At 66.6% G+C, this 12,877-nt stretch carries 13 protein-coding genes and 1 other RNA gene; 2 read left to right on the top strand and 12 right to left on the bottom strand.

The window, feature by feature from the left end:
• Together AC3WJI_RS20505 and AC3WJI_RS20500 are read right to left on the bottom strand one after the other, a co-directional pair.
• Positions 1 to 803 (bottom strand): TPM domain-containing protein (locus tag AC3WJI_RS20505; protein ID WP_492759154.1); only part of this gene is annotated, 803 nt, incomplete at its 3' end.
• A gap of 22 nt (positions 804 to 825) precedes the next feature.
• Positions 826 to 1,407 (bottom strand): LemA family protein, encoded by a 582-nt coding sequence (locus AC3WJI_RS20500; protein WP_492759155.1) that lies wholly within the window; start codon positions 1,405 to 1,407, stop codon positions 826 to 828.
• A 117-nt stretch (positions 1,408 to 1,524) separates the two neighbouring features.
• Between AC3WJI_RS20500 and mscL the strand changes: the two genes are divergently transcribed.
• A complete protein-coding gene (gene mscL, locus AC3WJI_RS20495; protein ID WP_492759153.1) occupies positions 1,525 to 1,986 on the top strand; it encodes a large conductance mechanosensitive channel protein MscL in 462 nt (153 codons plus the stop codon).
• Between the two features lie 66 nt (positions 1,987 to 2,052).
• Here the strand turns inward: mscL and AC3WJI_RS20490 are convergent, their stop codons facing one another.
• Complete coding sequence (locus AC3WJI_RS20490) at positions 2,053 to 2,484, bottom strand: RrF2 family transcriptional regulator (RefSeq protein ID WP_492759152.1); 432 nt, start codon at positions 2,482 to 2,484, stop codon at positions 2,053 to 2,055.
• A gap of 58 nt (positions 2,485 to 2,542) precedes the next feature.
• Between AC3WJI_RS20490 and ssrA the strand changes: the two genes are divergently transcribed.
• Positions 2,543 to 2,888: a transfer-messenger RNA gene (ssrA, locus tag AC3WJI_RS20485) on the top strand.
• Positions 2,889 to 2,937: 49 nt separating this feature from the next.
• Here the strand turns inward: ssrA and AC3WJI_RS20480 are convergent.
• The 9 genes from AC3WJI_RS20480 to AC3WJI_RS20440 all read right to left on the bottom strand — a co-directional run bounded on the left by AC3WJI_RS20480 (position 2,938) and on the right by AC3WJI_RS20440 (position 12,844).
• Positions 2,938 to 3,369, bottom strand: coding sequence for a hemerythrin domain-containing protein (locus tag AC3WJI_RS20480; RefSeq protein ID WP_492759151.1), 432 nt, complete (start codon positions 3,367 to 3,369; stop codon positions 2,938 to 2,940).
• 119 nt (positions 3,370 to 3,488) lie between these two features.
• A complete protein-coding gene (pnp, locus tag AC3WJI_RS20475; RefSeq protein ID WP_492759150.1) occupies positions 3,489 to 5,858 on the bottom strand; it encodes a polyribonucleotide nucleotidyltransferase in 2,370 nt (789 codons plus the stop codon).
• A 157-nt stretch (positions 5,859 to 6,015) separates the two neighbouring features.
• Positions 6,016 to 6,285, bottom strand: coding sequence for a 30S ribosomal protein S15 (gene rpsO, locus AC3WJI_RS20470; RefSeq protein WP_492759149.1), 270 nt, complete (start codon positions 6,283 to 6,285; stop codon positions 6,016 to 6,018).
• A 21-nt stretch (positions 6,286 to 6,306) separates the two neighbouring features.
• Entirely contained in the window at positions 6,307 to 7,296 is a 990-nt protein-coding gene (gene truB / locus AC3WJI_RS20465) for a tRNA pseudouridine(55) synthase TruB (protein ID WP_492759148.1), read from the bottom strand.
• Between the two features lie 4 nt (positions 7,297 to 7,300).
• Entirely contained in the window at positions 7,301 to 7,885 is a 585-nt protein-coding gene (locus AC3WJI_RS20460) for a thymidine kinase (protein WP_492759147.1), read from the bottom strand.
• A gap of 19 nt (positions 7,886 to 7,904) precedes the next feature.
• The gene (locus AC3WJI_RS20455; RefSeq protein WP_492759146.1) at positions 7,905 to 8,654 is read right to left on the bottom strand and encodes a hypothetical protein; all 750 of its coding nucleotides are present in this window, start codon (positions 8,652 to 8,654) and stop codon (positions 7,905 to 7,907) included.
• Between the two features lie 8 nt (positions 8,655 to 8,662).
• On the bottom strand, positions 8,663 to 9,067 hold the full coding sequence (gene rbfA, locus AC3WJI_RS20450) for a 30S ribosome-binding factor RbfA (protein WP_492759145.1): 405 nt from the start codon (positions 9,065 to 9,067) through the stop codon (positions 8,663 to 8,665).
• A gap of 349 nt (positions 9,068 to 9,416) precedes the next feature.
• Positions 9,417 to 12,128, bottom strand: coding sequence for a translation initiation factor IF-2 (gene infB / locus AC3WJI_RS20445; RefSeq protein ID WP_492759144.1), 2,712 nt, complete (start codon positions 12,126 to 12,128; stop codon positions 9,417 to 9,419).
• Positions 12,129 to 12,136: 8 nt separating this feature from the next.
• Complete coding sequence (locus AC3WJI_RS20440; protein WP_492759143.1) at positions 12,137 to 12,844, bottom strand: DUF448 domain-containing protein; 708 nt, start codon at positions 12,842 to 12,844, stop codon at positions 12,137 to 12,139.
• Positions 12,845 to 12,877: the final 33 nt, after the last annotated feature.

Genomic DNA, 12,877 nt, shown 5'->3' with positions numbered 1-12,877 from the left:
CCGCCCCAGCCGCCACCGTCGCCACCTCCGCCCCAACCGGAGGAGCCGCCGCCCGAGCTACGGCCGATCTCGTTGGCGATGCTCCACAGGATGATCGGCAGCGCGCCGCCGTCGTTGCTGCGATACCGGCGCGCGCCCCAGGGGCCACGGCGCCGGCGACCGCCGAAGCCCCGTGCGAACATCGGCAGCAGCACGAACAGGAAGATGACGCCCCAGAAGATCAGTCCGATCGGGAAGCCGCCCCCGCTGGCGCGGCGCGGCTTGCTCTGCACCTTCTTGTCGGCCCCGGCCTTGGCGCGCGCTTCGGCGGCCTCGAGCGGAAGCTTCATCTGTTCCGCGATCGCCTGCGCGCCGGCGACGATGCCGCCGGGCATGTCACCGGCCTTGAAACGCGGGAGGATGGTATCCTCGATGATGCTGTTTGCCAACGCATCGGTCATGATCGGCTCTAGCCCATAGCCGACCTCGATCCGCACCTTGCGCTCGTTGGGCGCGACGATGAGGAGGATACCGTTATTGGCGTCCTTCTGCCCAATCCCCCATGCGCGGCCAAGCTGATAGCCGTAATCCTCGATCGGATAGCCCTGCAGATCGGGAATCGTCGCGATGACGAACTGGCGCGTACTCGTCTTGTTGATGTCCTCGGCAAGGCTGGTGAGCTCCGCCTTCTGGGCCGGGTTCAGCAGGTTCGCCGCGTCGACCACGGGTTCGCGGTCGCGCTTCGGGAAATTGGGCTGCGCCTGCGCCACGCTGCAGAACAGCAGCAGGGCCACGCAGAGCAGCGCACGAGCGAGGCGTGTCACCAGGATTATCCGGCGTCTGTGATCAGCTGCCGTTCCCGAAATCGACCGTCGGCGCCTTGTCCGCGCCGGCCTGGGCCTGGAACGGCGTCATCGGCTTCGCGTCGTAGAAGATCTTGGCGCCGACCGCGTCGGGGAAGGTGCGGATGCGGGTGTTATAGGCCTGCACCGCGGTGTTGTAGTCGCGGATCGAGATCGCGATGCGATTCTCGGTGCCTTCGAGCTGGCTCATCAGCGTCTTGAAATTACCCTGGCTCTGGAGCTGCGGATAGGCTTCCTGGAGCCGCTGGAGCGACAGCGACAGGCCATTCTGCGCCTGATTGAACGCCGACACCTTCGACGGATCGGTCAGGTCATCGCCGCTCACCTGGACCTGGGTCGCGCGCGCGCGGGCATTGACCACGTCGTTGAGGATCTTGCCCTCCGAGCCCGCGGCGCCCTTCACGGTCGCGACGAGGTTCGGGATCAGGTCGGCGCGCCGCTGGTAATTGGTCTGGACATCGGCCCAGCGCGCCTTGGCGGTCTCCTCGGCGGTGGGCACGCTGTTGATCCCGCAGGCCGAGAGCAGGACGGCGCCTGCGAGGGCGAGGGCGGCACGAAACTTGATCACCTGATGGATCCTCCGGATCTTGGTCGAGAAGTGTCTTATACGACGGCAACACTGGAGCCCGAAAGCGAAATCGGACATTAAGCGTAACGAACGCGGTCTCAGGAGCTTTGTGCCATGTGGAAGGAATTCCGAACATTCATCGCGCGCGGCAACGTGCTCGATCTCGCGGTGGGCGTGATCATCGGTGCGGCGTTCGGCAACATCACCAAATCGCTGACCGACGACCTGATCATGCCCCTGGTAGGCGCGATCTTCGGCGGTCTCGATTTTTCCAGCTATTTCCTGCGATTGGGGCCAATCCCGGCGAGCTATCACGGGTCGCCCGACAGCTATGCCGCGCTGAAGGCAGCCGGCGTGCCGCTGCTCGGCTTCGGTCAGTTCGTCACCGTGGTGATCAACTTCCTGATCCTTGCCTTCATGGTCTTCCTGCTGGTGCGCTTCGTCAATCGGGCGATCCATTTGGTCGAGCACGAGAAGAACACCGGCGAGGCGGCGCCCGCGCCCGATCCCGAGGACATCAAGCTGCTGCGCGAGATCCGCGACGAGCTGAAGCGGGGGAATGCATCGGCACAATGAGCCGCGTGCTCCCGCGAAAGCAGGAGCTCAGGGTCGTAATCCCGGGCTCCTGCTTTCGCAGGAGCGCTAGGCTGCGGCCAGTTCCTCGGCGACGGCATCGGCGAGGCTGGTGCCGTCGAGGATGCGTGCGGTCTCGTCGCGGACGCGCGCCATCGCGTGGCGGATCGCGCAGGTCGCTTCGTCCTTGCAGTCGCCGCACGAGCGATAGGCGGTGCGGCTGACGCAGGGCACCAAGGCCAGCGGGCCTTCGATCACGCGGATGATCTCGCCGAGCGAAATCAGGTGCGCAGGGCGCGCGAGCCGATAGCCGCCCATCTTGCCGCGCGTCGAAAGCAGGAACCCCGCTTCGCGCAGGTCAGCCAAGATGAGCTCGAGGAACTTGCGCGGTACGTTGGCCCCCGTCGCGATGCGGTTCATCGGCACCGGTCCGGTCGCAGCCTGCTGCTGGGTGAGGAAAAGCATCGCGCGAAGCGCGTAGCGGGACCGCTGGGTCAACATGGTACAAGCTCCATGCCAAGGCTTGGCTTCGGTGTGAACCCCCTAGGGGTTCCAACCTGACCTTTTCATTAAGCGATCCGCACCCTATATGGGTCTCGCCGGCCTCGGCCGGCTATGGGGATAAACGAAGGCGTGCAATAGGCGCAGCGGACCCGGGGGCAGTACCCGGCGGCTCCACCATAAATGGTGGTGTATCTGGACACCGTTTCTGACGGGGCCGAACCAGGATCGACGTGTGTTGAAAAGCGCTATCTATCTCTCAGCGTGGGCCACTGTGACGGTCCATTACACAAGTGCCAACGATAACGAAGCACTCGCTATTGCGGCCTAACCCAACGGCTTAACGGCCTAAGGTTAGACTAAAATGCGCGGTTGGACCGCACCGGGCAACAGAAGCGGATTCCAGCGGTACGGGGGACACCGGGCAACAGAAGTCCCCCACTTGCCCGAAATTCAGCCGGCATTGCCTTCGCCGCGCCGCAGGCTGGCGTGGAACAGCAATTCGTTCTCGAGCTTCACGCGGTCGCGCAGGCGCGGCAGCATCGCACGCGTAGCGGCGACGAACGCATCGCGGTCCGCGGCGATCGCCTGCGACGTCCAGAGCGTCAGATAGTCGCCCCAATCGGTCTTGAGCTGCTCGAAGGCCTTGCGCATGCGGTCGGTGTCGGCCGCGCCGGCGGCGCCGGAGCGCGACTGCATCGCCAGCGTGTAGATCATCGCATCCTCGACCGAGAGATGATCGGCAACGGTCGCGACCAGATGCTCGAGCGTCTGGGCGAGCTCGGCGGCATCGGCACCGCGGTCGATCGAGGTGGCGAGCCGCGCCGACAGCGATTCGATCGCCGCATGGTCGCGCATCAGGTCGGCCGAATTGAGCTCCGCCATCTTCCACTTTCCATTCAGCCGCGAACGGGCCGATCGTCGCATCCTAGCCCGGCTCGCCGCAAGCGCATGAAAAAAGGGGCCCGCGACAGCGCGAGCCCCTCTCTTTCGATTGGCCGGACTCAGTCGTCGCCGCCGGTGAGGAATGCCGGCAGACCGATATCGTCGCCGCCCTTGTCCTCGCCGCCTTCCGAGCGCTCGCGGCGCGGGCCTCGATCGCCACGGCCTTCGCCGCGGGGGCCACGATCGCCGCCGCCTTCGCGACGCGGACCCCGGTCACGGTCGCCGCCACGGCCGCCGCGCTGGCGGTCGCCGCGATCGCCACGGTCACCGCGTGGACCACGATCGCCGCCTTCGCGGGGCTCGCGTGCCGGACGGGTGTCCTCGAGCTCGGCGCCGGTCTCCTGGTCGACGACGCGCATCGACAGGCGAACCTTGCCGCGCGGATCGATCTCGAGGACCTTGACCTTGACTTCCTGGCCCTCGCTGAGGACGTCCGAGACCTTCTCGACGCGCTCGTTGCGGATCTCCGAGACGTGGACGAGGCCGTCCTTGCCGCCCATGAAGTTCACGAAGGCGCCGAAATCGACGAGGTTGACGACCTTGCCGGTGTAGATTTTGCCGATCTCGGCCTCTTCGACCAGGCCCTTGATCCACTTGATCGCGGCTTCGATCTGCGCCGGATCCGACGAGCTGACCTTGATTACGCCTTCGTCGTCGATGTCGACCTTGGCGCCGGTGGTGGCGACGATCTCGCGGATCACCTTGCCGCCGGTGCCGATCACTTCGCGGATCTTCGACTTGTCGATCGTGAAGGTCTCGATGCGCGGTGCGTGCGCCGACAGCTCCTCACGGGTGTGATCGAGCGCCTTGGCCATTTCGCCGAGGATGTGCGCACGGCCTTCGCGGGCCTGCATCAGCGCGGTCTTGAAGATCTCCTCGGTGATGCCGGCGATCTTGATGTCCATCTGCATCGTGGTGATGCCTTCGGACGTGCCGGCAACCTTGAAGTCCATGTCGCCGAGATGATCCTCGTCGCCGAGGATGTCCGACAGAACCGCGAATTCCTTGCCTTCGAGGATCAGCCCCATCGCGATGCCCGAAACCGGACGCTTGATCGGCACGCCGGCGTCCATCAGGCTCAGCGAGCCACCGCATACCGACGCCATCGACGACGAGCCGTTCGACTCGGTGATGTCGCTGGTCAGCCGGATCGTGTAGGGGAACTCCTCCTTCGACGGCAGCACCGGGTGCAGCGCGCGCCAGGCGAGCTTGCCGTGGCCGACTTCGCGGCGACCCGGCGCGCCGAAGCGGCCGACTTCGCCGACCGAGTAAGGCGGGAAGTTATAGTGCAGCATGAAGTGCTGGTACGAGAGACCGCCCAGACCATCGATCATCTGCTCGGCGTCGCGGGTGCCCAGGGTGCAGGTCGCGATCGTCTGGGTCTCGCCGCGGGTGAACAGCGCCGAGCCGTGCGCGCGCGGCAGGAAGTGCGCTTCCGCCTCGATCGGACGGATCTGCGTGGTCGAGCGGCCGTCGATGCGCTTGCCGGTCTTGAGGATCGCCGAACGGACGATATCCGCCTCGAGCTTCTTCACCAGCTTGAGGCTGGCGAGGTACGCCTGGGGATCGCTTTCCTTGAGGTCGGCCATGCCGTCGCGGGCCTTGGTCCGCGCCTCGTTGATCGCGGTCTGGCGGGCCTGCTTGTCGGTGAGCTTATAAGCCGATTCGAGGTCCTTGCCGATCAGCTTCTTGAGCTTGGCCTTCACTTCGGCCTTGTCGTCCTGGAGCTTGAGCTCCCAGGGCTCCTTGGCGGCCTGCTCGGCGAGCTTGATGATCGCGCCGATCACCTTCTGCGACTCGCGATGTGCGAACATCACCGCGCCGAGCATGACTTCTTCCGAAAGCTCCTTGGCTTCCGATTCGACCATCATCACCGCGTCCTGGGTCGCAGCGACGACGAGGTCGAGCTCGCCGGCCTCGACCTGCTCGTCGGTCGGATTGAGGATATACTCGCCGTCTTGGTAGCCGACGCGTGCCGCGCCGATCGGGCCCATGAACGGCACGCCCGACAGCGTCATTGCCGCGGACGCGGCGACCATCGCGAGGATGTCCGGCTCGTTCTCGCCGTCATAGGACAGTACCTGCGCGATGCAGTTGATCTCGTTGTAGAAGCCCTCGGGGAAGAGCGGGCGGAGCGGGCGATCGATGAGGCGGGAAACCAAGGTTTCCTTCTCGGTCGCGCCGCGCTCGCGCTTGAAGAAGCCGCCGGGGATGCGGCCCGCGGCCGAGAACTTTTCCTGATAATGGACGGTGAGCGGGAAGAAGTCCTGGCCTTCCTTGACGCTCTTCGCCGCGGTCACTGCGCACAGCACCACGGTTTCGCCGAGCGTCGCGATCACCGCGCCGTCGGCCTGGCGGGCAACCTTGCCCGTTTCGAGAGTCAGCGTCTTGCCGCCCCACTCGATCGATACAGTCTTCTTGTCGAACATGTGCTTTCCTTCACTCCCACTGCCCGATGCAGCGGGGGCCTATGTCCGGACTATCCGGTCCGGGCGGTTCGGGACGGTCTTCATCCCTGCCAGAGCGACGGGCCGGATCGCCCGCAGCTCGAATGTCAAAAGGGCGCCGCAAGGGCGCCCTTTCTCGTTACTTGCGAAGCCCGAGCTTCGCGATGATGCCTGCGTAGCGGGCGTGATCCTTCTTCTTCAGATAGTCGAGAAGGCTGCGGCGCTTGTTGACCATCAGCAGCAGACCGCGGCGCGAGTGATTGTCCTTCGCGTGGGTCTTGAAGTGCTCGGTCAGGTTGGTGATCCGCTCGGTGAGGATCGCGACCTGGACTTCGGGGCTGCCGGTGTCGCCGCTCTCGCGGCCATGTTCCTTGACGAGCGCATCCTTGCGCTCCTGCGTGATCGACATGTGCTTTCCTTCGACATCTGCTTACAGGTTGAAGCCGCGGACGACCCGGACGAATCCGGCCTGAGCCTCCACCAGCGCGACCGGAGTTTCGCCCAGCAGCGCAAAATATTGGCCATTATCAGCGGCAATCCCGGCCAGAACCTGCCCCTGTCGGAGCAGCCCTGCCTGGTCGGGGGTGAGGGATAGAGCCGGGATGTCGTCCAGCCCCGCCCTCAATGGCAGGATCACTTGTTCAAGGGTGCGGGCCTTAGCGGCATCGGCCAATTTGTCCAGCGAAATTGCCGAAGCGAGCGTGAACGGGCCGGCTTTGGTGCGGCGGAGCATGGTGACGTGACCGACCGTGCCGAGCGCCAGCGCGATGTCGCGAGCGAGGCTGCGGATGTACGTGCCCTTGGAGACGTGCGCGGTGAGGGTGATTTCTTCCAACTCCTCCCCCGGAGGGGGAGGGGGGCCAGCGAAGCTGGTGGAGGGGTAGTTGCCGCAAGCGACGTCGCCCGTGGAGACTACCCCTCCACCGCTTCGCAGTTCCCCTCCCCCTCCGGGGGAGGATATAAGAGAATGGATCGTCACGTCGCGGCTCGGCAGCGTCACTTCCTCGCCGGCGCGCGCGAGGTCGTAGGCGCGTTCACCGTCTACCTTGAGGGCCGAATAAGCGGGGGGCACCTGTGCGATCGGGCCGGTGAAACGCGGCAGCACCGCCGCGACCTGGTCGCGCGTCGGGCGCACGTCGGACTCGGCGATGACCTTTCCCTCGAGATCGAGCGTGTCGGTCTGCGCGCCGAAGCGGATCGTGAAGTCGTAGACCTTGTCGCTGTCGAGCATCCGCCCGGCGAGCTTGGTCGCCTCGCCCAGCGCGATCGGCAGCACGCCGGTGGCGAGCGGATCGAGCGTGCCGCCATGCCCGACCTTATATTTGCCATAGCCGCCGTCGCGGAGCGCGCGCTTGACCGCGCTGACGCCCTGGGTCGAGCCGAGCCCGAGCGGCTTGTCGAGGAGGATCCAGCCCTGCATGCGCTCAGCCCGCCGCGCCGGTGCGCTGCATGAAATGGCGCCGGCACAGCGCGACATAGCGCTCGTTGCCGCCGATCTGCTTCTGCTCGCCCTGCTTGACCGCCTTGCCGAACGCATCGACGCGCAGGTTCATCGTCGCCTTGCGGCCGCATTCGCAGACCGACTTGATCTCGACCAGCGAGTCGGCGAGCGCCAGCAGCTCCGCCGAGCCGGCGAACAATTTGCCCTGGAAATCGGTGCGCAGCCCGTAGGCGAGCACCGGGATATCGTCCTCGTCGCAGAGTGCGGCGAGCTGGCGGACCTGCGCCGCCGACAGGAACTGCGCCTCGTCGACCAGCACGCAGGCGAGCGGCGCCTCGAAATGCGCGTCCTGCGCGATCTGCTGGAGGTCGGTCTCGGCCTCGAACGGCACCGCACTTGCGCTGATCCCGAGCCGCGAATCGATCACCCCCTTGCCACCGCGATCGTGCACGCCCGCAGTGAACAGCAGCGTGCGCATGCCGCGCTCGCGATAATTGAAATCGGCCTGGAGCAAGGTGGTCGATTTGCCGGCATTCATTGAAGCGTAGTAGAAATAGAGCTTGGCCATGGCGGCGGGCTAGCGCAGCTCAGAGCGTTGCGTAAGGGCCATTGGCGGGAAGTGCCGCGCGGCCGCGCCGCACGCGGACCGATTGCGGATCGATCCGGCCGGTCCGCGAATCGCCGATCATCCACAGCAGCTGCCAGTTGCCGGTGCCGCCGCAGCCTTGCCGCCGGGCGTAGACGAGCAAGGCGATGCGGCCGCCGTCGCGGCTCCAACGCAGCCCCGACACGGCAATATCCGCATCGATGAGACACGGGCGGCGGCTTCGCAGCGCATCGCGCGCGGCGCGGTCGAGCGCATCGTTCTCGACAACGCGACCGCGGCGTATTTCGAAGAGAAGAAATTGCTCGCGAGCGCCCTGCGGCCGCTGATTGGCGAAGAAGCGATAATCGGCCGGGGACCAGAACAGCGTGAACGGCGCTCCGATATCGAGCGGCCCGAGATCGGCGAGCGATTCGCCACTGCCGCCGCGCACCAGCCCGACGCCAGTGCTCAGTCCGGCATTCTTGACCACATAATAATGGCGGTCGAACGACGGCGCCTGTCCGCGGCACAGCGGCGTGAAGCTATAGCCGCCGCGCCCCACCGGCTGCCCGCCGCCGCATTGCGAAGAATCTGCCGGCGCCGCATGGCGCGCACCCGCGCGGGCTGCGGCGTCGCTTCGCACCAGACCGATGCCCGGCAAGGCAGGCCGCCAGGCGAGCATTGCGAACAGACCGCCAGTAACGATCGCCAGCGAAAGGAGCAGCGCGACGAAGTTCGGGCGGCGCGCCACCGGGGCGCTCAGTCCTGCGCGTCGCCGCCGTCGAGGTCGCGCGCGACGCCGGGTGCACGGAGCAGCGCGTCGATATGGCTGCCCTCGTCGAAGCTCTCGTCCGCGAGGAATTTGAGCTTGGCGGCATATTTCATCTTCACCCGGTGGGCGACTTCGCGCTGGAGATAGGCAGTATTGGTGCGCAGGGCCTTGAGCACCGCTTCCTCGTCCTTGCCGAGCAGCGGCTTCACGAACACCGTGGCGTGCCGCAGATCGGGCGACATGCGGACCTCGGTGATCGAGACGAGATGGCTTGCCAGTATCTCGTCATGGACGTCGCCGCGCTGGAGGATCTCGGAGAGGATGTGGCGCACCTGTTCGCCGACGCGGAGCGTGCGGACCGAACGGTTCTCGGGTGTTTCGGCGTGCTTCATCTTGAAGATTTTCGCTGCTTCTGCTATCTGAACAACACTACGACGGTCGAAGTATCCAACTTCACCTCCTGAGCCCGGGCGTTGCAGCGTCCGGGCTCAAATCTTATTGGGGCCCGGCGTTGCAGCACCGGACCCCGCACTGGTTACTTGCGGCTCAGCTCAATGAGCTTCGCCACCAGCCCGAGCAAAGCGACGATGAAGGTCGCTACGCCCAGAACCAGAACTACGACAATCTCTGTTGCCAATAAGATCATCTCCTTTTCGACTGCAGGTGCAGTCGAAAAGGAGATATATCACGAGCCCCGAACCGGCCGAAGAACAAAAGGTGTCCATCGGCGGAAAGAGAACCTTACAGCGTGCGTTCGCGCAGCTCGACCTCGAAGGTTTCGAGATAATCGCCCGCCTTGATGTCGGTGAAGTTCTGCGTGAACGTGACACCGCATTCCAGGCCCGCGCGCACTTCGGGAACGTCGTCCTTGAAGCGCCGCAGCGACGCGATCTCGCCCTGGTAGATGATGACGTCGTCGCGCGTGATGCGTGCCTTGAGCGCCTTGCGGATCGAGCCTTCGGTGACGAGCAGACCGGCCGCCTTGCCATGCTTGCCCGCGCTGAACACTTCCTTGATCTCGGCGCGGCCGACCACGGTCTCGAACGCCTCCGGACCGAGCTGACCCGCCATGCCGGCGCGGATCTCGTCGGTGAGCTCGTAGATCACGTCATAATATTTGAGCGCGACCTTCTGCCGCTCGGCGATCTCGCGCGCCTTGGCGTTCGGGCGGACGTTGAAGCCGATGATCGGTGCGCCGCTGGCGCCCGCCAGCGTCACGTCGCTCTCGGTGATGCCGCCGACGCCCGAGTGCAGCACGCGCGCCCGGATGAGATCGGTCGAGATCTTGTTGATCGCGGCGACGATCGCCTCGACGGTGCCCTGGGTGTCGGCCTTGACCACCAGCGGATATTCCATCGCCTGCTTGTCCTTGAGCGCCGAGAACATGCTCTCAAGACTGGCCGGGGCATTGGTGGTCCGCTTGTTCTGAATGACGCCGGCGCGATATTCCGCGACTTCGCGGGCGCGCGCCTCGTTCTCGACAACCTGGAGCGGATCGCCCGCCATCGGCACGCCCGACAGGCCAAGGATTTCGACCGGCATCGCCGGTCCGGCTTCCTTGACCTGACGGCCCTTGTCGTCGACCAGCGCGCGGATCTTGCCGCTCTCGGCGCCGACGACGAACACGTCGCCGACCTTGAGCGTGCCGCGGCCGACCAGCACGGTCGCGACCGCGCCGCGGCCCTTGTCGAGCTTGGCCTCGATCACCGTGCCCTCGGCCTGGCGATCGGGATTGGCGCGCAGGTCGAGCAGTTCGGCCTGGAGCTGGATCTTCTCGATCAACTCGTCGAGCCCGGTCTTCTTGAGCGCCGAGACTTCGACGTCCTGCGTCTCGCCGCCCATCTGCTCGACGATAACCTCGTGCTCGAGCAGACGCTCGCGCACGCGCTGCGGGTTGGCGCTGTCGAGGTCGACCTTGTTGATCGCCACGATCATCGGCACGCCCGCCGCCTTGGTGTGATTGATCGCCTCGATCGTCTGCGGCATCAGCCCGTCATTCGCGGCGACCACCAGCACGACGATGTCGGTGATGTCGGCACCGCGCGCACGCATCTGGCTGAACGCCTCATGGCCCGGCGTGTCGAGGAAGGTGATCTTCGACTTGTCCTTCAGCGTGACCTGATAGGCGCCGATATGCTGGGTGATCCCGCCGGCTTCGCCCTTGACCACGTCGGTGCCGCGCAGGGCATCGAGCAGCGAGGTCTTGCCGTGATCGACATGGCCCATGATCGTCACCACCGGCGCACGCGGCTGCAGCGACTCAGGCGCATCGGCCTCGGTCTCGGCCAGGTCGATGTCGCTCTCGCTGACGCGCTGGATGTTGTGGCCGAACTCGGTGACGAGCAGCTCGGCGGTATCCTGGTCGATCGTCGCGTTGAGCGTGACGGGCATGCCCATCTTGAACAGCGCCTTGACCAGGTCTGCGCCCTTCTCGGCCATGCGGTTGGCGAGTTCGGCGACGGTGATCGCCTCCGGGACGACGACGTCGCGGACTTGCTTGGCCTGCGGCTCGCGCGACCCGCCATAGGACCGGCGATGCTCTTTCTCGCGGGCGCGCTTGAGCGCGGCGAGCGAACGGGCGCGCGCGCCGTCATCCCCGCCGAGTGCACGGTTGACGGTGAGCTTGCCGGCCTGGCGGCGATCGTCGCCCTTGCGGTCACGCTGCTGCGGACGCGCGGGCTCGGCCGGGCGGCGCGGTGCGAGGCCGCCGGTTCCCGATGCAGCAGGGCGCGGCGCGGCGGTGCCGCTCGCGGCAGCCGCGGGGCGCTCCTGCGACGACGACTGCGCCGGCGCCTGCGGCTCGGGCTTGGGCTGCGGCTTGGGGATTTCGGGGCGCTGGACCGGCGTGAAGATGCGCGGTGCCGGGCGGCTCGGATCGAGCTGGATCGCGACCGGCTGCGGCGGGGGCGCCGGAGTCGGTGCGGGGGCGGGCGCAGGCGTCGGCGCGGCAGCGGCGGGAGCAGGCGCAGCCACCGGAGCGGGGGCCGGAGTCGGCTCGGGCGCAGGCTCGACCTTGGGCGCGCTGGCGGCCTCGGCTTCGGCGCGGGCGCGTTCCTCGGCGCGGCGGGCCTCGGCCTCGACTGCCTCGGCACGCTCGCGCTCCTCGCGGCGGCGCGCTTCCTCGAGCGCGTGCATGCGCTGGTCTTCGGCCTCGCGCAGCAAGCGGGCCTGGCGCTCCTGCGCCGACTCGTTCGAGACCGGCGGGCGCGGCGCAGGTGCCGGCGTCGGGGCCTGCGGGGCGGGCGTCGCGGCGACGGGCTCGGGTGCCGGCGCCTGCTCTTCCTGCGGCGCACCCTGCGGGCCGAGGACGCGGCGGCGCTTGACCTCTACCACCACGGTGTTCGAGCGGCCATGGCTGAAGCTCTGCTTCACCTTGCCCGTCTCGACCGTGCGCTTCAGCCCCAGCGGCGCGCGCATGCCCAGTTTCGGCTTTTCGTTTTCAGTGTCGCTCATGCGGCTGCTCAAAGTCCTTCAGTCGAGTTCGTCGTGTTCTGCGACCCGCTCGGCGGGAACGCGGATGCGCCTTGCGAGCCTGTTTCGCAAGGGCGGGAAGCGGGGTCGGGTCCGATAAAGAGCAGCCAGCGGTCGAGCGCTTCGCTCACCCGCTTCGCTGCCTTGGGATCTGTCAGGCCGGCATGTACCACATTTTCGCGGCCCAGCGCCAAGGACAATATGGTGCGCGGGACGGGCAATGTTAAGCCCTTGCGCCCACTGCCTTCCATATCCGAGCCGACGCGCCATGCCTGGGCGAGCTTGCCGGCGCCGTCCTGTCCCGCGTCCGAGGCGTGGAGCAGCAGATGGAGCTTGCCCGAGCGCGCGGCCTTGTCGAGCTTTTCGCCGCCAGTGGTGACGTGGCCGGCCTTGGCCTCGAGCCCGAGCCGGTCGAGTGCGGTGCGCTGGAGCTGGACCGCTATACGCTCGCCGAGATCGTCGGGAATGCGCAGGTCCTGCGTCTTGAAGGCGCGCGACAGCGCGCCGCGCAATTTGCCCTTGGCCCGCGCGGCGTCGAATGCGGCACGGTCCACGCCGATCCAGGCGCCGCGCCCGGGCGCCTTGGCGCGAACGTCCGGAAGCACTTCGCCCTCGGGCGACAGCGCGAGGCGGATCAGCCCTTCGCGCGGGGATTCCTCGCGCGACAGGATGCAGGTGCGAATGGGGTCAGCACTCATAAGCCCCTCCCCTTAAGGGGAGGGGCTTATGAG

This window comes from Sphingomonas sp. FW306-1B-B10E (assembly GCF_058782005.1).
Note: the sequence above shows the minus strand (reverse complement) of the source record. Positions and strands in the feature narration are given on the sequence as shown.

Excerpts from the sequence above, each read along its gene's own strand:
- rpsO (WP_492759149.1), bottom strand. The coding sequence starts at position 6,285 with ATGTCGATCACGCAGGAGCGCAAGGATGCGCTCGTCAAGGAACATGGC.
- AC3WJI_RS20460 (WP_492759147.1), bottom strand. The coding sequence starts at position 7,885 with ATGGCCAAGCTCTATTTCTACTACGCTTCAATGAATGCCGGCAAATCG.
- rbfA (WP_492759145.1), bottom strand. The coding sequence starts at position 9,067 with ATGAAGCACGCCGAAACACCCGAGAACCGTTCGGTCCGCACGCTCCGC.
- AC3WJI_RS20490 (WP_492759152.1), bottom strand. The coding sequence starts at position 2,484 with ATGTTGACCCAGCGGTCCCGCTACGCGCTTCGCGCGATGCTTTTCCTC.
- truB (WP_492759148.1), bottom strand. The coding sequence starts at position 7,296 with ATGCAGGGCTGGATCCTCCTCGACAAGCCGCTCGGGCTCGGCTCGACC.
- pnp (WP_492759150.1), bottom strand. The coding sequence starts at position 5,858 with ATGTTCGACAAGAAGACTGTATCGATCGAGTGGGGCGGCAAGACGCTG.
- AC3WJI_RS20480 (WP_492759151.1), bottom strand. The coding sequence starts at position 3,369 with ATGGCGGAGCTCAATTCGGCCGACCTGATGCGCGACCATGCGGCGATC.
- AC3WJI_RS20440 (WP_492759143.1), bottom strand. The coding sequence starts at position 12,844 with ATGAGTGCTGACCCCATTCGCACCTGCATCCTGTCGCGCGAGGAATCC.
- mscL (WP_492759153.1), top strand. The coding sequence starts at position 1,525 with ATGTGGAAGGAATTCCGAACATTCATCGCGCGCGGCAACGTGCTCGAT.
- infB (WP_492759144.1), bottom strand. The coding sequence starts at position 12,128 with ATGAGCGACACTGAAAACGAAAAGCCGAAACTGGGCATGCGCGCGCCG.